Source organism: Brevundimonas sp. LF-1 (assembly GCF_037055305.1).
In the GTDB taxonomy this organism is placed as follows: Bacteria; Pseudomonadota; Alphaproteobacteria; order Caulobacterales; family Caulobacteraceae; genus Brevundimonas; species Brevundimonas sanguinis.
Genome location: NZ_CP146349.1, coordinates 301,049 through 318,507 on the forward strand (window position 1 = coordinate 301,049; position 17,459 = coordinate 318,507).

Here is a 17,459-nt window from a genome sequence, read left to right on the forward strand (position 1 = left end):
CGTACCCGCTAACATGACTGAGGAAGGGTGGGCGCGAACTCGGTGTTCAGGACGCCGAACAGCAGATGATCTGCCCAGCGGCCGTTAATTTTCAAATAAGCCCGCGCCAGTCCCTCATGACGGAACCCCGCCTTTTCCAGCACCCGGCGCGAGGCGTAGTTGGTCGGCAGGCACGCCGCCTCGACCCGGTGCAGCTTCAATGGGCCAAAGGCGTAAGCCAGCATGGCGCGCACCGCCGTGGTGCCGACCCCGCGCCCTGCGTGCGGCTGGCCGACCCAATAGCCCAGCGTCCCGGTCTCGGCGACGCCGCGGCGGATGTTGGACAGGGTGACGGCGCCCAGCAGGGCTTCGTCCTCGCCATCGAAGATGAACAGGGGCCAGGCCGTGCCCAACTCCATCTCGCGCGCATAGACGCCCAGCCGGCGACGAAAGGCGGCCCGGGTCAGGTCGTCCTCGGGCCAGGCCGGCTCCCACGGCTGCAGATAGGCGCGCGACTCCTCGCGCAGGGAGGCCCAGGCCATATAGTCAGAAGGGCGCGGCGGACGCAGCACGACCCCCTGCCCGTTCAGGACCGGTCCGGTCGCCTCGGCCATCCAGTCGAACAGGGCCATGGGATCAGGATAACCCGTCGCAGCCCCGGCGTCAGCTGCCGGCGACAAAGATGACGTCAGCCGCCGGCTGCCAACATGGCGGCGCGGAAGGCGGCGCCCGCCCCGCCCGCGGCGCGCGGCCCCAGTACGGCGCTGGCCGAACGGCCCGTCGCCGCCATCTCACGCCCCACGGCGCGCAGGTCCTCGGCGCTTTGAGCCTCGATGCGGGCCGCCGTCGCCTCGGACGAGACCGGCGCCCCGAACACCAGGGTCTGGCCGGCATTGCGGCCCGCGCGGCTGGCCGGGCTTTCGTCTGCCATCCACAGGCTGGCGTTCAGCACCGCCTTGGCCCGGGCGAGTTCCTGCGGCGTCGGCCCCCGCTCGGCCAGGTCCAGGATTTCGGCGGCGCACAGTTCGGCCAGCTCGACCGAGCGTTCGGCCGCCGCCCCGGCGTAGACGCCCAGCAGCCCCAGATCGTCATAGGTCTCGTGATAAGCGTCGATGGCGTAGGCCAGGCCGCGATCCTCGCGCGCGCTCTGGAACAGGCGCGAAGCCATCCCGCCGCCCAGGATTTCGGTGAACAGGCGCAGGGCGGGCAGCCGCTCGTCGCGCGCGCCGATGGTCGGCAGCTGGAACACCAGATTGGCCTGTTCGATCTTGCGCGCCAGCCGCGCCTCGCCGCCGACGAAGACGGCCGGCGGCAGCGCCTCGGTCGGCGTCGCCGTCTGATGGCCGAACCAGGCCTCCGCCAGCGGCAGAAGCTCGTCTTCGTCCACCCCGCCCGAGACAGCCACGACCATGCGGTCGGGCGAATAGAGACGTCGGCGCCAGTCGCCGATCGTCTCGCGCTCGACCGGCGCCAGGCTGGCGATGGAGCCCAGGATCGGCCGCCCCAGCGCCTGCCCCACGAAGGCGCGGGTCTGGGCCATCTCGAACACATGGTCGTCGGGGGTGTCGAAGGCTTCGGCGATCTCCTGGGCCACCACGTCCTTCTCGCGCTCGATCTCTTCGGGCGCCAGGGTCGGGCGGAACACCAGATCCGACAGCACCTGCATGGCCAGAGGCAGGCTGCCCTTCAGGGCGCGGATGTCGAAACTGGTGCGCTCATAGCCGGTCGCGGCGTTGATCGAGCCGCCCTCGGCCTCGACACGCTCGACGATCTCGCGCGCGCCCATGTCGCCCGCGCCCTTGAAGACCAAATGCTCCAGCAGGTGCGACCAGCCGGACTGCGCCTCGTTCTCCATACGGGCGCCGCCGTTGACGGCCACCGTCACGGCGATGGTGCGCAGGCCGGGCATGGGGTCGCACACGACGCGAACGCCATTGGACAGGGTGTGAAGGCGAGCAGTCAGATCGATTGTCCTCAGGAAGAACGGTAACGGCGGACCATCACGGCCGCATAGAAGCCGACCAGCACGGCGGCCAGGCCGAACCAGGTCAGGGCGTAGCCCAGGTGGTTGTTGCTGAAGGCGGCGGGCGGCGCCACGGGCCGCAGCGCCGTCAGCTCGGGATTGGCCGAGGTCGTCGCATAGACGGTGTAGGGCGACACCGGCCCGGCCACGCCCAAAGCCTTGGCCATCGCCATCTGATCGCGGCCGTAGAAGACCTGGCCCGAGGGCGGCGGCGTCATGGCGTTCGGCTCAGTCGCCCGGCGCACCACGCCCGCGATCACGACCGGCATGGCCGCATCGGCGCGAACGGCGGGACGCTCGGCGACCTCGGCAGGCAGGAAGCCGCGATCGACCAGAATGGTCCCCGCCCTTGGATCGGACAGGCCGAGATCAGCCGCACGCCGGCGTCGCCGTCCTCGATGGTCTGCAACTCGACGAAGGGCGCCGTGTTCAGGCCGCGGCAGGTGACGATCGCCTGACGGAACTCGGGGTCCTCCAGCGCCAGCGCATCCGCAAGAGGAACCGGCGCCTGACGGGCGGCCGCTTCGGAGCGGGCGATCAGGTCCAGCTTCCACTGCAGCCGCTGCGCCTGCCACACGCCCAGCGTCAGCAGCAGGGCCAGCGCCAGCACCGTCACGACAGTCAGGACATAGGGAAAACGAGGCCGGGCGGCGTCGGTCATCGGGTCTCTCGGGGTGAATCGTCGCTGCGCTGACGCAGCATCTGAAGCGCCGTCATCAACCCCTTTCCCGGCCGCATCAAGGCCAGGGCCAGACCCGCCGTCAGCGGCAGCCAGATGATCAGGTGCAGCCAGATCGGCGGGCTGAAGGCGATCTCGACCGCCAGCGCCGAAAACCCGACCAGGAAGCCGGCGATCTGCATGATGAAGGTGGCCGCGCCGTCGCCCGTCTCGACCGCGCCCAGATCAAAGCCGCACGCCTCGCAGGACGCACGGCGCTTCAGGAAGCCCTCGAAGAGCGGCCCGCGCCCGCAGGCGGGACAGCGCCCCCTCAGCCCTGCGCGCACAGCAGGCCAGACAAGCAAATCGGCGCGGGACCTGGGGCCCCGCGCCGACGAAAGCTCGACTTGTCCGTCGTGTTCGATCAACCGAAGACGACGTACATGAAGACGAACAGGAACAGCCACACCACGTCGACGAAGTGCCAGTACCAGGCGGCGGCTTCGAGGCCGAAGTGCTTCTGCGGCGACATCTGACCGACTTGCAGGCGCAGCAGGCAGACAGCCAGGAAGATGGTGCCGACCGCGACGTGGAAGCCGTGGAAGCCCGTCGTCATGAAGAAGATCGAACCGTACAGCTTGGCCTGGGCCGCGTCTTCGCTGAAGAACAGGTGGCCGTGCAGGATGTGGTAATACTCATAGGCTTGAACGCCGGTGAACAGCAGGCCCAGCAGGACGGTGATCAGCAGGCCCATCTTGGCGGCCTTGCGGTCGCCGGCGATGATGGCGTGGTGCGCCCAGGTCAGGGTCGTGCCCGACAGCAGCAGGATGACCGTGTTCATGAGCGGCAGGCTCCACGGATCCAGCAGCTCGACGCCCGTCGGCGGCCAGGTCTTCCAGGCGGCGGCGGTGTCCATCCAGTTGCCGACTTCCGGGATGATCGCACGCGATTCATTGAAGATCGCCATGTCGAAGAACATCCAGAAGAAGGAGACGAAGAACATCACTTCCGACGCGATGAACAGCACCATGCCGTAACGCAGGCCGATGCCCACGACGGGGGTGTGGTCGCCCTTGCGGCTTTCCTTCACCACGTCCGACCACCACGAGAACATGGTGAACAGGACGCCGGCCAGGCCGACGAAGAACATCCACTTGGTGCCGGCCTCGAGGCCGAACAGCCCCTTCATCCACACGACGGCGCCGATGAACATGACGCAGGCGGAGAAGGAGCCGACCAGCGGCCACGGGCTGGGGTCGACCAGGTGGTAGTCGTGTTGCGGTTTCGCGTGCGCGTCGGCCATTCCTGGAGTCTCTGTAATCAAGGCGAGAATGTTTGAAGAGGGCTATAGCCCTCGCTATCCGGCTTTGCCAACAGCAGAGTCGTTCGCAGCCGCCTGCTGGAAGCCCTTGGTCGGGAAGAAGGTGTAGCTCAGCGTGATCTGGCGCACGCCCTTCACCTCGGCGTCGGTCGCCAGTTCGGGCGCCACGAAATACTGAATCGGGAAGGAAACCGTCGCGCCCGGCGCGATTTCCTGACCTTCGAAGCAGAAACACTGCAGTTTCTGGAAATAAGGCCCCGCCCGCTCGGGCACGACATTATAGGCCGCCGTGGCGTGCAGCGTCTGGTTCGAGGTGTTGGTCACCTCGAAATAGGCCATGCCGGTCTCGCCGATCCGCACCTTCTGGCTCAGGGTTTCGGCGCGGAAGGTCATCGGCAGGTCGCGCACATTGGTGTCGAACCGAATCAGCACCTCCTGATCCAGGATCTGCGTCGGGGCCGCCTCGGCCCGCTTCACCGTGCCGTCAAAGCCCGTCACCTGACAGAAGATGCGATAGAGGGGCACCGCCGCAAAGGCCGCGCCGGTCATCGTCAGCACCAGAGCCGCGCACAGGATCGCGACCTTGTTCTGCTTGGTCACGGCCGGGCTGCCTCCGAGGACGCGGGCGCGTCCGGCTGAACCGGAGGCGGCAGAGCCGGATCGGCGCGCTCCAGCGTCGCCAGAGCCTCGGCCTCGGCCGCCTTGCGCGCCTCGTTGTTGGCGCTCATCCGCGACAGGGTGACCAGGTAGACCAGGGCGATGAAGCCCAGCAGGCCCAGGGCGATGGCCACATTGCGACGCTTGCGCGCGCGGGCCTGCTCATCGGTCAGCTTGATGTATTTGAGTTGGGACACAGGGGTTTAGCCTCCAACGCCGGGCAAATGCTCGACCAGGAGGGCCGAGAACAGCGCCATAAGATACAGAATGGAAAAGGCGAACAGGTTGCGGGCCGGTTTGGCCTCGGCCCGGACGTCATACAATGCGGCCTCTCGTCCCACGGCCTCGGCCTTGTCGGGCTGATCGCCCGCGCGCGAGCGATAGAGCCGCAGCGCCAGGCCCAGGAAGGCCACGCCGCCGACGATCGACACCACCAGATAGATGGGCCCGCCCAGCCCCGTCAGCGCCGGGGCGATCGCCACCGGCACGAACACCAGGGTGTAGAGCAGGATCTGCAGGCGGGTGGACTTGGCGCCGCGCGCCACCGGCATCATCGGAATGCCCGCCTTGGCGTAATCTCCGGCCGAATAAAGAGCCAGGGCCCAGGTGTGCGGCGGGGTCCAGGTGAAGATGATCAGGAACAGCAGCCAGGCCTGCCACGGGGCGTCGCCCGTCACGGCCGCCCAGCCGATCACCGGCGGAAAGGCGCCCGCCGCCCCGCCGATGACGATGTTCTGGGGCGTGCGGCGCTTCAGCACCAGGGTGTAGAGCCAGGCGTAGTAGACGATGGTCAGGGCCAGCAGTCCGCCCGCCAGCCAGTTGGTGGTCATGCCCAGCAGCATGACCGAGAAGACCGACAACACCATGCCGAAGGCCATGGCGTCGTTCTTGCGCACGCGTCCGGCGGCGACCGGACGGCCGCGCGTGCGGCGCATCAGGGCGTCGGTCTCGCCCTCGATCGCCATGTTGAGCGCGCCGGCGGCCCCCGCCCCCATGGCGATGCACAGGATGGCGACGACGGCGTTGATCCAGTCCAGCCGTCCCGGCGCGACGATCAGTCCGGTGACCGCGGTGAACACCACCAGCGACATGACGCGCGGCTTCAGCAACTGGAAGAAATCTTCCGGCTGGGCGCTGGTGACAAGCGGGGTTTCGCGGGCGGGGTGATCGGTCATGGTCATAAAGAGCAAAGGCCGCCCTTCCGGTTGCGGAAGGGCGGCCTCTCCGGGTCTATCCGATAAGGATCAGTGGTTGTCCGCCTTGACCACCGGCAGTTCGTTGAACTGGTGGTGCGGCGGCGGCGAGGACAGGGTCCACTCCAGGGTGGTGGCGCCTTCGCCCCACGGGTTGGCCTCGGCCTTGCGGCGACGGATGGCCGACTCCAGCAGCATCACCAGGAAGACGCCGACGCCGACGATGGTGATGACGTAGCCCACCGAGGACACGTAGTTCCAGTAGGTGAAGGCTTCCGGATAGTCGACGTAACGACGCGGCATGCCCTGCAGGCCCAGGAAGTGCTGTGGGAAGAAGATCAGGTTCACGCCGATGAACATGATCCAGAAGTGCGCCTGGCCCAGGAACTCGTTGTACTTCACCCCGAACATCTTCTCGTACCAGTAGTAGAAGGCGGCGAAGATCGAGAAGATGGCGCCCAGCGACAGCACGTAGTGGAAGTGCGCCACGACGTAGTAGGTGTCGTGCAGGCTGTAGTCGATGCCGGCGTTCGACAGGACCACGCCGGTCACGCCGCCGACGGTGAACAGGAAGATGAAGCCCATCGCCCACAGCATGGGCGTCTTGAAGGTGATCGAGCCGCCCCACATGGTGGCGATCCAGCTGAAGATCTTCACGCCCGTGGGCACGGCGATGATCATGGTCGCGGCCACGAAATAGGCGCGCAGGTTCACGCTCATGCCGACCGTATACATGTGGTGCGCCCACACGATGAAGCCGATGAAGCCGATGGCGACCATGGCGTAGGCCATCGCGAGGTAGCCGAAGATCGGCTTCTTCGAGAAGGTCGAGACGATGTGCGAGATCATGCCGAAGCCCGGCAGGATCATGATGTACACTTCGGGGTGGCCGAAGAACCAGAACAGGTGCTGGTACATCACCGGGTCGCCGCCGCCGGCGGGGTCGAAGAACGACGTGCCGAAGTTACGGTCAGACAGCAGCATGGTGATGGCGCCCGCCAGAACCGGCAGCGAGATCAGCAGCAGGAAGGCGGTGATCAGCACGCCCCAGGCGAACAGCGGCATGCGGTGCAGGGTCATGCCCGGCGCGCGCATGTTGAAGATGGTGGTGATGAAGTTGATCGCGCCCAGGATCGACGAGGCGCCGGCGACGTGCAGCGAGAAGATCGCCAGGTCGAACGACGGCCCTGCGTGACCCATGGTCGACAGCGGCGGATAGGAGGTCCATCCCCCGCCGAACCCGCGCCCCGGCCCGCCGTCGACGAACATCGACAGGATAAGCAGCACGAAGGCGAAGAAGATCAGCCAGAACGAAATATTGTTCAGACGCGGGAAGGCCATGTCCGGCGCCCCGATCATGATCGGGATGAAGTAGTTGCCGAAGCCGCCCATCGTCGCAGGCATGACGACGAAGAACACCATGATCAGGGCGTGCGCCGTGACGGTGGCGTTGTAGCCGTGCTTGGAAGCCTCAACCAGGCCCAGATACTGGACGAAGGAGCCTTCCTTGAAGATCTGGATGCCCGGCTCCGCCAGCTCCCACCGGATCAGGCCCGACAGGGCGCCGCCGATGAGGCCGGTGAAGATGGCGAACATCAGGTACAGAAGCCCGATGTCCTTATGGTTGGTCGACAGGAACCAGCGGGTGAAGAAACCCGGCTTGTGGTCGTGCGGATCGTGAACAGCTGCGGTGGCCATCGGTCTGGGCTCTCGCGTCTCTCTTACTGAGCAGCCGGCGCGGCGGGCGCGGCGGCGGTTGCGGGGCCGCAGGCGCGGCGTCGGTCGGGGCGGCGGCGCCGGCAGCCGGAGCGGCGGGCGCTTCGGCGGCGGCGGGCGCGGCCGCAGCAGCGGCTTCGTCAGCCGCCTTGGTCATCGAGCCGCCCTTGGAGGCGACCCATTCGGCGAAGGCCCGCTTGCTGACCACCTTGACGTGGATCGGCATGAAGGCGTGGTCGACGCCGCACAGTTCAGAGCACTGGCCGTAGTAGTCGCCTTCCTTCTCGGCGCGGAACCAGGTCTCGTTCATACGGCCCGGAACGGCGTCGACCTTGATGGCGAAGGCCGGAATGGCGACGGCGTGGATCACGTCCGAAGCGGTGATCAGCAGGCGGACGTTCTCGCCGACCGGCACCACCATCGGCTCATCGGCGGCCAGGCGGTACAGTTGCTTGGTCGTCTTGTCTTCCGGCAGCATGTTCGAGATGTACTCGGCCACGCCCTGGTCCGGATATTCATAGCCCCAGTTCCACTGGTTGCCGGTGATCTTCACCGTGACGTCCGCATCCGGATAGTCGTGGTAGGCGAACAGCAGGCGGAACGAGAAGAGGGAGATGCCGACCAGGATCAGCACCGGCACCACCGTCCAGATCACTTCGATCAGGGTGTTGTGGCTCCACTTGGCCGGAGTCGGATTGGCGCGCTTGTTGTAGCGGATCGCGATCCACACCAGCAGAACCAGCACCAGCACGCAGATGGCGGTGATGACCGGCATCAGCACGATGTTGTGGAAGAAGTGAGCCTCATGCGCCAGCGGCGCGGCGGCCGTCTGCAGGCCCAGGCCCGCCGGAACCGGCTGACCCAACACATCCTGCGCCATCGCCGGCGCGGCGAAAATGGCGGCAAGGGCGGTCGCGGCGATACCGCCTCCCAACCGCGCCATGGCTCGCATGCCCATCCCCATTAGAGAAGTCCTCATAAACCGTTCAGCAGCAGACGTTTGCGAGCAATTCGCAAGCGTCGCCGGGCCCAGAGGACCTCGGCGTGTCATGGGCCGGTCCTTATCGGCTCGGATCGCCCTTGCCAAGCGATCAAGCGCACCTAGGGCGCCGTCTCGACAAAATGCGGTCGATTAATTCGCTGTCATGTTTGAACAGCTACCTTGCACCACAAGATACCTTGCGATACCTCTTCGTCATCCAGACAGGGATGCCCAAGAGGAGGCCCGCAGGGAGGCCATGCGCGACACCATCGACATTCAACTGAAGAAAGGCGTGCTGGGGCTGTGTGTCCTGGCGCTGCTCGCCCGGCGCGACAGCTACGCCTATGAGATCGCCAGCCACCTGTCCGACGCCATCGGCATGGGCGAAGGCACCATCTATCCGCTGATGCGGCGGATGCAGACCGACGGCCTGGTCGAGACCTATATGGTCGATCATCCAGCGGCCCGTCGCGGAAATATTATCGACTGACCGATGCGGGGCGCCGCGCCCTGGACGGCCAGACCGGCGAGTGGCGGGCCTTCGCCCGCGCCGTCGAGGCCCTGATCGCGGGCGATGAAGGCGAATCCGTCATCGTCGCCCAGGCCCCGGCGGAAACGCCCGCCCTGCTCGACCAGAGCGCCCAAACCGAATCGACCGCCCAAGCTGACAGGGGAGAGGACCAATGAACCGCGCGGAATTTCTGGCGCGCCTGCGCCGCGGCCTGGTGGGCCTGCCCGCCGCCGCCGCCAATGAGATCGTCGCCGACTATGAAGCCCACTTCGCCGACGGCGCCGCCGCCGGGCGCAGCGAGGCCGAGGTGGCCGAGGCCCTGGGCGATCCCGATCGCCTGGCCCGCGAACTGAAGGCTGAGGCCGGCGCCCAGCGCTGGCGTCAGGAGCCGTCGGCGTCGTCCGCCGCCGGGGCCGTGTTCGGCATCCTGGGTCTGGGCGCCATCGACATCCTGATCCTGCTGCCGATCGCGCTGCCCGTCTTCGGCACGGTGCTGTCCCTGCTGCTGGGAGGGGTCGGCGTCTTCATCGCCGGCGGCTTCGTCATGGTGGCGGGCGCCTTCATGGGCCTGCCGGGCGGGGCGCTGGCCGCCGCGCTGCTGGGCGTCGGCCTGATGGGTCTGGGCATCTTCATGGTCGGAACCATGGCCTTGCTGACCAAGTGGCTGATCGACGCCACCGTCTGGTACGCCCGGCTGCACTACCGCGTCATCAAACCCGCCCTGGAACCCCAGGCCTAAGCGACAGAGGAGAACACGTCATGATCCGCAATCTGCTCATCATCTCCGGCGCAGGCCTGATCCTGGCCATCGTCGGCTTCGGCGGCGCCTTCGCCGTGGGCGGCCGCGACCTGGCCCGCCACGACTGGACCTGGGTGATCACCGACGACGAGGCCGGCGACAGCGGCTTCACCGTCGAGCGCGGCCAGGTGTCGCCGGACGCCACGCGCACCATCGCATGGACGGGCGACGAGCGTCTGGCCATCAACATCCCCGCCGACGTCGTCTACGACCAGCAGGCCGACGCGCCGGGCATCACCGTCACGGGCGCCGAGACGGTAGTGAACCGCGTCCGCTTCGCCAACGGCCGCCTGACGCTCGAGGAAGCCCCGCGCGGCGACCGCAGCTATGTCCGCTGGACCCGCACCGGCATTCGCGGCTGGAGCGAGACCGACGCCCTGAAGATCATCATCAAGGCGCCCTCGGTGAAGGCCTTCGACCTGTCCGGCCCGACCGAGCTCAAGATCCGCGGCTATGACCAGCCGACGCTGGACCTGACCCTGACCGGCGCGTCGGACGTGCGCGTTCAGGGCCGCACCGGCGCCGTTACGGTCGACGCCTCGGGCTCCAGCGACGCCCGCCTCGACGAACTGATCGTCGAGGACGCCAAGGTCCAGGTCAGCGGCTCGGGCGACGTCCGCGTCGGCCCCAGCGGCAAGGCCGAGGTCGACGTCTCGGGCAGCGGCGAAGTCCGCCTGACCCGCCGCCCCGCCGAACTGCGCCAGTCGGTCAGCGGTTCCGGCGAGGTGTCGCAGGACTGATCCACGCCCACCGACTGACCGCCTGATCGGCCCCTTTCGCACGGCGAGAGGGGCCGATTGCTTTGCGGGCCGTGACGCGGCGCTCCTCAGCCCCTATCTAGCCTCCATGAGCAACGCCGCCTCCCCCTCCCCCATCCTCGACGCCGCGGGCGTAGCCCCGGACGAGGCCCTGTCGATCCTGCAGACCGCCCTGGCGGGCGCCGACGACGGGGAGCTGTTCCTCGAAAAGACCGAGAGCGATCCCTGGTCTTCGACGACGGTCGGCTGAAGGGCGCCTCCTATGACGCGGTGGAGGGCTTCGGCCTGCGCGTGGTGGCGGGCGAGACGGCCGGTTACGCCCACGCCAATGAGATTTCCGCCGCCGCCATCCGCCGCGCCGCCGACAGCGCGGCGCTCGCCAAGCGCGGCTATGACGGAACCGCCGCCGAGGCGCCGCGCGCCACCAACCAGCGCCTCTATGATCCGGTCGATCCGCTGCTGGCCCCGGCCTTCTCGGACAAGATCGCCCTGCTGGCCGAGATCGACGCCTGGGCCCGCGCCCGCGATCCGCGCGTGGTGCAGGTCTCGGCCTCCCTGGTCGGCGAGCGCCGCGCCATCGACATCCTGCGCGGCGACGGGCGGCTGCTCAGCGACCTGCGCCCGCTGGTGCGGTTGAACGTCTCCGTCACCGTCGAGAAGGACGGCAAGCGCGAAAGCGCCTCGTCGGCGCCGGCGGCCGCGCGGGCTTCGAGGAATGGATCGCCCCCGAACGCTGGCAGGCTCAGGTAGACGAGGCCCTGCGTCAGGCCCTGGTCAATCTGGAGGCCGTCGACTGCCCGGCGGGCGAGATGGACGTGGTGCTGGGCGCGGGCTGGCCCGGCGTCCTGCTGCACGAGGCGGTCGGCCACGGCTTCGAGGGCGACTTCCACCGCAAGGGTTCGTCGGTCTTCACCGGCATGATGGGCAAGCGGGTCGCCGCGCCGGGCGTGACGGTGGTGGATGACGGCTCCATCGCCGGCCGTCGCGGCTCCCTGTCGTTCGACGACGAAGGCACCCCGACCTCGCGCACCGTGCTGATCGAGGACGGCATAATGGTCGGCCTGATGCACGACCGGCTGTCGGCGCGTCAGCTGGGCGCGAACGCCACCGGCAACGGTCGGCGCCAGTCCTTCGCCCATACGCCGATGCCGCGCATGACCAACACCTTCATGGAAGGCGGCAAGGATCGCAGGCGGACATGATCGCCTCGACCAAGCGCGGCCTCTACGCCGCCAACTTCGGCGGCGGCCAGGTGGACATCACCAACGGCAAATTCGTCTTCCAGTGCACCGAGGCCTATCTGATCGAGGACGGCAAGATCACCGCGCCTGTGCGCGGCGCCACCCTGATCGGCGACGGCGCCACGGCCCTGACCCAGATCCAGATGATCGGCGACGACTTCGCCTTCGACCCCGGCGTCGGCACCTGCGGCAAGGCCGGGCAAGGCATCCCCGTCGGCATCGGCCAGCCCAGCCTCAAGATCGGCGGCCTGACGGTCGGCGGCACGGCGGTCTGACCGCCCCGGTCTTGCATCAAGGCTGGGGCGCGCGCCAATCGGGACCCAGCGGATCCAGCCCCTCTCGCGCCAGTTGATCCAGCATACCGTTCGGTTCGGCCAGCAGCCTGAGCGGCACTATGGCGACAGTGACCCCCGCCTCGGACAGGGACTGGGCCATGCCTTGACGCCAGACATCACGCAGCCGTTCGCCCTGCCCCATCACCGACCAGTAGGAGCAGGCGTCGACCGCCTGATCCAGCGTCGAGGCCAGGACGTCGGGGACGCGTCGCTGCCGCCAGTCCTCGACCCGCTGGGCGCCGTTTCCCGGCCCGGCCTCGGCCGCCGTCGTCGCGGCCTGCATGCAGTTCAGATACGCTTCGGGCGGCGTGGTCAGCACCTTGTCGATCATCTCGTCGCCGCGATAGACGCCCACCGGCTCAGCCGCCTTCTTGTTGGCGCGGGCGGCGCGGCGCACGATTTCGGAGACGGGGCGCGCCCGGCGGGCGTAGCCGCCGTGCTCCATCAGGTCCGCCGACAGCATCATGAAACTCTTGCGGCTGGGCCCCTCGCCCGTGATCCGCTGGACCCGCGCCTCCAGTTCTGGCGACAGGTAGTCGGCGCTGGTCCGTCCATCCGGCTGGCGCGTCAGGGTGCGGATGCGCCAGACGAGGCGTCCGACATCCGCCAGAGACGCCTGCCCCTGAATGGGAAACAGCACCCGGTCGGCCCGCTCGACCGCCGAGAGCAGGGCGTCGGTGCGCCATTCCATGTCGCGCGGCAGGCCTTCTATGGCCCCGACCAGGAACAGCACGCTGTCGCCGCGCCGGACCTCCCACATCGGCCCCTCGATACGACGGGCGGTGACCACGACGTCCTCGACCGTGTCGGGAGCCGCCGCCTCTTGCGCTTTCGCCGTCCCGACCGACAGGGCGAAAGCCGAAACGAACAACAAGACTAGGGAAGAAGAGCGGCTATGCATTTCAGCGTTATATTCATTCCGCTTTGCTGGCTGTAATGAAATCCCCGTAATGCTGTCCGCGATTTAATCCACCTGTCCAGCTTGTAACTGGAGATCGTAACACGGCCCGTCCACACCTCGGCCGACACCGAGGAGAGGACAGATGAACACCAAGAGCGCCCTGCTGGCGACCACCGCACTGCTGCTGGCCGCCGCCGCGCCGGCCGCCCTGGCCGCTGATCGGGCCGCCGATCGGGCCGACGCCCCGGCCCGGCAGTCCGCTGTCCCCGGCGACCAGGCTGTGCTGATCTTCACCCCCGACTTCTTCGTCGACGCGCGCCCCAACACGGCGCTGGACATGGTCAACCGGGTGCCTGGCTTCTCGGTCAACGACGGCGACGGCGCGCGCGGCTTTGAAGGCGCGGTCGGCAACGTCCTGATCAACGGCTCGCGCCCGGCCTCCAAGAACGACACCGGCTCCAACGTGCTGAGCCGCACCGTGGCCAGCCAGGTCGAGCGTATCGAACTGATCCGCGGCGGGGCGCCGGGCATCGAGATGCAGGGCTATTCCGTCGTCGCCAACGTCATCCTGAAGAACACGGTCAGCCGCGAACACATCGCCACCTTCAACGCCAACCTGTTCGAGGGCGGCCAGGACCTGTTCGGCGGCTCCTATCAGTTCACCGAGCGCAAGGGCGATCGCACCTGGGGCGTGACCTTAAGCGACGGCATCTCCATGAGCGACTCCAACGGCGCCGGTCCGCTGCGCCGGGTCGGCCCGAACGGAGAGACCCTGCGCGCCGAAGATTACTACAACGACGGCTACGGCGGCGGGAACTCGATCCGCGGCAACTTCTCCAGTCCTTTCCTGGGCGGCAAGGTCGACCTGACGGCGCGTTATGGGGTCAACGACTGGCACAACATCAACCGCCAGACCGCGCCCGGCGTGCTGCGCGAAAGCCTGTATGATGAAGACGGTAACAGCGGCGAGTTCGGCGTCGTCTACATCCGCCCCCTGTCCGAGAAGCTGAAGCTGGAAACCCGCTTCATCCATGAGTTCGGCGACTATGACTCGGCCTCGGTCTCACGCGGCCGGGTGGTTGACGTCCAGAGCCCGGAACAACTGTTCAGTTCTGACGGCAAGTCATCCGAAACCATCCTGCGCGGCCTGGTGCGCTATGAGCGGACCCCGTCGATGGATCTCGAGGCGGGCGGCGAAATCGCCTACAACATGATGCAGCGCGACCAGGCCTATTCCATCGACGGCGTCGAGGAGCCCCTGCCCTCCGCCTCGGTCAAGGTCGAGGAGACGCGCGGCGAACTGTTCGGCAAGGCGACCTGGCGCATCAACCCGAAATGGACGCTGGAAAGCGGCCTGCGGCTGGAATCCTCGACCATCAGCCAGTCCGGCGACGCGGATCAGGAAAAGAGCTTCTTCTTCGCCAAGCCGCGCCTGCTGGCCACCTGGACCCCGGCCGTCAACAACCAGCTGCGCCTGCGGCTGGAGCGCACCGTCGGTCAGCTGGACTTCAGCGACTTCGCCGCCTCGGCCGAGTTCGCCGACGGCAATGTCTTCGGCGGCAATGTGAACCTGCATCCCGAATCGCGCTGGGTCGCAGAACTGACCTATGAGAAGCGTTTCTGGGGCGAAGGCGTCGTCAGCATCGGCCTGCGCCATGACGAGATCACCGACGCCATCGACGTCATCCCCCTGGAAGGCGGTTACGCCGCCGTGGGCAATATCGGCGACGGGACGCTAGACCAGCTGGTGCTGAACGTCACCGTGCCGACCGACAAACTGGGCGTCTCGGGCGGCAAGTTCGGCTTCCGCAACACCTGGAACCACACCGAAGTCACCGATCCGACCACCGGCGAGATCCGCCCCATCTCCGGCGTCCGCGCCAGTCAGGCGACCATCACCTTCCAGCAGGACATCACGCGCTGGAAGATGCAGTGGGGCGGCGCCTGGATCCCCTGCTGGGCCAGAAGAACTATCGTCCGGACCAGATCTCGGGCTGGCGCGGTCACGACTACTATGAGCTGTGGGGCGAGTATAAGCCGACGCCGACCCTGTCGATCCGCGCCCAGATCAACATCTGGGACGACTTCAACGTCCAGCTCACCCAGTTCGCGGATCGCGAGACGCGGCCGATCGCCTTTGTCGAGAACCGCTTCATCGACCCGCGCACCTTCTATCAGATCCGGCTGCGCAAGACCTTCTGAGGAACTGAAACCACGCGCCCCGGAACCAGCCGGGGCCTTTCCCCGGACAACTGAAAAGGGCGGCGCCTCCTGCGAGACGCCGCCCTTTCCTTTGATGGTCGGCCGGTCCGGCGCGCGAACGCCGGACCGGCTTTTGCTCTAGTGCGGCGCCTTCTCGTGCGACCAGCCCTTGATGAAGAAGCTGAGGACGATGAAACCGACGCCGATGCCCATGCCCCACACGCCCAGCATGCCGAACACCTCCAGCGAGGTGCGCAGCGCGGCGCCCGGGTCCAGCACCTGGCCGCCGACCGTCTCGGTCCCGGCCAGACCGGCGATCCAGCCGCCGACGTACTGAGCAATCGACGAGGCCAGGAACCACACGGCCATCATGAAGCTGACGACCTTGGCCAGCGACAGCTTGGTGATTTCCGACAGGCCCACCGGCGACAGGAACAGCTCGCCAAGGGTGTGGAACATGTAGAGCAGGCCCAGCAGCAGCACCGGCATCTGGAAGGCCGAATCGGCCAGACCGGCGCCCCACACCACGATCATGAAGCCCAGGCCGACCTGCAGCAGGCCGAGGCCGAACTTCAGGACCGGGTTCGGGTCCATGTTGCGTCGGCCCAGGAAGGCCCACAGGGCCGCCATGATCGGCGCGAAGATCAGGATGAAGCCGGCGTTGAACGACTGGGTCTGCGCCGCCGTCACCGTGGCGTCGATCCAGAAGCCCGTGGGCGTGATGCCCGCCGCCGCCAGTTGGGCCGGGGTGCCGACGGTGACGCCCAGGAACTGAACCGCCGTCGGCGTCAGGCTGAGGTCGACGTTACGGTCGGCGAACAGGTTCAGCGAGGTGCCGGCCTGTTCGAACAGGGTGAAGAAGACCACCGAGCCGAAGATCAGCACCACCGCCAGCATCATGCGTTCGCGCTGGATGCGGTTCTCGCAGACCTTGACGATGATATAGGCGATGAAGGCCAGCGACGCGACGGTGGCGGCGCCCAGCACCCAGCCCACCAGGGCGTTGCGCTGAACCATGAACCACACCACGCCGACGCCCAGCACGCTCAGCAGATAGATCGACCACTCGCGGTTCAGCGGGCCCAGGAAGGGCTTGTTGAGGCTCGCCTTCGACCGGCGGCTCGCCCTTGCCCTGCAGCAGCGGCTTGCCCATGACGAAGACGACCCAGCCCAGCGCCATGCCGACCCCGGCCAGGCCGAAGCCCGCCCACCAGCCGACCGTCTGGCCCAGATAGCCGCACAGCACCGCGGCCCAGAAGGCCCCCAGGTTGATGCCGTAATAGTAGAGGGTGAAGCCCGATCCCGGCGCGGGTCGCCGTCAGGATACAGCTGCCCCACGATGGTGGAGATGTTCGGCTTCAGATAGCCCACCCCCATGATGATCAGGGCGATGGCCAGGTAGAAGACGTTGATGCCCGCCAGGTCGCGGGTGACCTCGATCTTGTAGTCGCCGGTCGGCAGCACGGCCGGGATCGGCGCGTCCTGCGGCAGGTTCTGGATCGCCAGGCCGTTCTCGACCGGGGCGAAGGCGTATTTCTGGCCGTTGACCATCAGGCCCACGTCGCGCGCGGCACCCCGGCCTTCGGCCGAGATTTCATAAGTCGCGCCCTGATAGGTCAGGGTTTCGGTGGCGGGACGGCCCTCAAAGGCCATCATGCCGTGACCGGCCACCAGCAGCAGGGCGCCGAAGGCCACGGCCTTGCGCGTGCCGATGAAGCGGTCGGCCATCATGCCGCCCAGCAGCGGCAGCAGGTAGACCAGCGAGGTGTACGAGCCGTATGCCGAGCCGGCCTGGGCGTCGTTGAACAGGAAGTGCTGGGTCAGGAAGAAGATCAGGATGCCGCGCATCCCATAATAGGAGAAGCGCTCCCACATCTCCGCGAAGAACAGGATGATCAGTCCGCGCGGGTGGTGTTTCAGGATCTGCATCAGCACGGGCACGCCCGTGACCAGGGTGATGATCAGACCGATGGCGATGACGATATTCATGCCTGGGCCCCCGCGCAGATCATGATCGACTTCGCCTTATTCACAGTCACCGTATGGGCCATCGCCTGGGCGTCGCCCCCTCGAGTGCCGGGCCGGCGCGCAGGTCGCGCGCCCCTCCGTCCGTCGTGCTCAACGGCAAGCTCCATTGTCTGACGCCCCCGACGGGCGTGGAAGCGTCCAGAAACAGCACGGTC

Annotated in this window: 15 protein-coding genes and 3 pseudogenes; 5 read left to right on the forward strand and 13 right to left on the reverse strand. The window is 67.4% G+C overall.

Translation table 11 applies throughout. The features are described from left to right. Positions 1-8 precede the first annotated feature (8 nt). The 11 genes from V8F63_RS01670 to coxB form a co-directional block, all read right to left on the reverse strand. The gene (locus tag V8F63_RS01670; RefSeq protein WP_025977915.1) at positions 9-611 is read right to left on the reverse strand and encodes a GNAT family N-acetyltransferase; all 603 of its coding nucleotides are present in this window, start codon (positions 609-611) and stop codon (positions 9-11) included. 56 nt (positions 612-667) lie between these two features. After that, positions 668-1,888 (reverse strand): pitrilysin family protein, encoded by a 1,221-nt coding sequence (locus V8F63_RS01675; RefSeq protein ID WP_392355012.1) that lies wholly within the window; start codon positions 1,886-1,888, stop codon positions 668-670. 65 nt (positions 1,889-1,953) lie between these two features. Then, the gene (locus V8F63_RS01680) at positions 1,954-2,364 is read right to left on the reverse strand and encodes an SURF1 family cytochrome oxidase biogenesis protein (RefSeq protein WP_392355013.1); all 411 of its coding nucleotides are present in this window, start codon (positions 2,362-2,364) and stop codon (positions 1,954-1,956) included. After that, positions 2,259-2,663: an SURF1 family cytochrome oxidase biogenesis protein gene (locus tag V8F63_RS01685; RefSeq protein WP_392354325.1), complete on the reverse strand. Its 405-nt coding sequence runs from the start codon at positions 2,661-2,663 to the stop codon at positions 2,259-2,261. Before V8F63_RS01685 ends, V8F63_RS01680 begins: the two co-directional genes overlap by 106 nt. Next, complete coding sequence (locus V8F63_RS01690) at positions 2,660-3,025, reverse strand: DUF983 domain-containing protein (protein ID WP_392354326.1); 366 nt, start codon at positions 3,023-3,025, stop codon at positions 2,660-2,662. The genes V8F63_RS01685 and V8F63_RS01690 overlap by 4 nt, the downstream gene beginning before the upstream one ends. Positions 3,026-3,084: 59 nt before the next feature. Next, on the reverse strand, positions 3,085-3,963 hold the full coding sequence (locus V8F63_RS01695; RefSeq protein WP_134581551.1) for a cytochrome c oxidase subunit 3: 879 nt from the start codon (positions 3,961-3,963) through the stop codon (positions 3,085-3,087). A 54-nt stretch (positions 3,964-4,017) separates the two neighbouring features. Continuing rightward, a complete protein-coding gene (locus tag V8F63_RS01700; RefSeq protein WP_025977920.1) occupies positions 4,018-4,581 on the reverse strand; it encodes a cytochrome c oxidase assembly protein in 564 nt (187 codons plus the stop codon). Then, entirely contained in the window at positions 4,578-4,835 is a 258-nt protein-coding gene (locus V8F63_RS01705; RefSeq protein WP_025977921.1) for a hypothetical protein, read from the reverse strand. Before V8F63_RS01705 ends, V8F63_RS01700 begins: the two co-directional genes overlap by 4 nt. A 6-nt stretch (positions 4,836-4,841) precedes the next feature. Next, positions 4,842-5,819: a heme o synthase gene (gene cyoE / locus V8F63_RS01710; protein WP_082891398.1), complete on the reverse strand. Its 978-nt coding sequence runs from the start codon at positions 5,817-5,819 to the stop codon at positions 4,842-4,844. A 63-nt stretch (positions 5,820-5,882) separates the two neighbouring features. Beyond that, complete coding sequence (gene ctaD, locus V8F63_RS01715) at positions 5,883-7,529, reverse strand: cytochrome c oxidase subunit I (protein WP_025977923.1); 1,647 nt, start codon at positions 7,527-7,529, stop codon at positions 5,883-5,885. Beyond that, positions 7,450-8,499, reverse strand: coding sequence for a cytochrome c oxidase subunit II (gene coxB, locus V8F63_RS01720; protein ID WP_392354327.1), 1,050 nt, complete (start codon positions 8,497-8,499; stop codon positions 7,450-7,452). Before coxB ends, ctaD begins: the two co-directional genes overlap by 80 nt. A gap of 286 nt (positions 8,500-8,785) precedes the next feature. Here coxB and V8F63_RS01725 point away from each other — a divergent pair. The 4 genes and pseudogenes from V8F63_RS01725 to tldD all read left to right on the forward strand — a co-directional run bounded on the left by V8F63_RS01725 (position 8,786) and on the right by tldD (position 12,113). Continuing rightward, a pseudogene (locus V8F63_RS01725) lies at positions 8,786-9,216 on the forward strand (PadR family transcriptional regulator). After that, complete coding sequence (locus tag V8F63_RS01730; protein WP_025977926.1) at positions 9,213-9,779, forward strand: DUF1700 domain-containing protein; 567 nt, start codon at positions 9,213-9,215, stop codon at positions 9,777-9,779. Before V8F63_RS01725 ends, V8F63_RS01730 begins: the two are co-directional and overlap by 4 nt. A gap of 20 nt (positions 9,780-9,799) precedes the next feature. Beyond that, positions 9,800-10,579: a GIN domain-containing protein gene (locus V8F63_RS01735; RefSeq protein ID WP_134581554.1), complete on the forward strand. Its 780-nt coding sequence runs from the start codon at positions 9,800-9,802 to the stop codon at positions 10,577-10,579. A gap of 106 nt (positions 10,580-10,685) precedes the next feature. After that, positions 10,686-12,113, forward strand: a pseudogene (gene tldD / locus V8F63_RS01740) (metalloprotease TldD). 16 nt (positions 12,114-12,129) lie between these two features. On the opposite strand, the gene V8F63_RS01745 reads toward tldD, so the two are convergent. Beyond that, the gene (locus V8F63_RS01745) at positions 12,130-13,047 is read right to left on the reverse strand and encodes a TraB/GumN family protein (protein WP_392354330.1); all 918 of its coding nucleotides are present in this window, start codon (positions 13,045-13,047) and stop codon (positions 12,130-12,132) included. A 169-nt stretch (positions 13,048-13,216) separates the two neighbouring features. On the opposite strand from V8F63_RS01745, the gene V8F63_RS01750 reads away from it, so the two are divergent. Further along, positions 13,217-15,418: a TonB-dependent receptor gene (locus V8F63_RS01750; RefSeq protein WP_392354331.1), complete on the forward strand. Its 2,202-nt coding sequence runs from the start codon at positions 13,217-13,219 to the stop codon at positions 15,416-15,418. Here the strand turns inward: V8F63_RS01750 and V8F63_RS01755 are convergent. Then, a pseudogene (locus V8F63_RS01755) lies at positions 15,415-17,265 on the reverse strand (oligopeptide:H+ symporter). The gene V8F63_RS01750 and the pseudogene V8F63_RS01755 overlap by 4 nt on opposite strands. Positions 17,266-17,459: the final 194 nt, after the last annotated feature.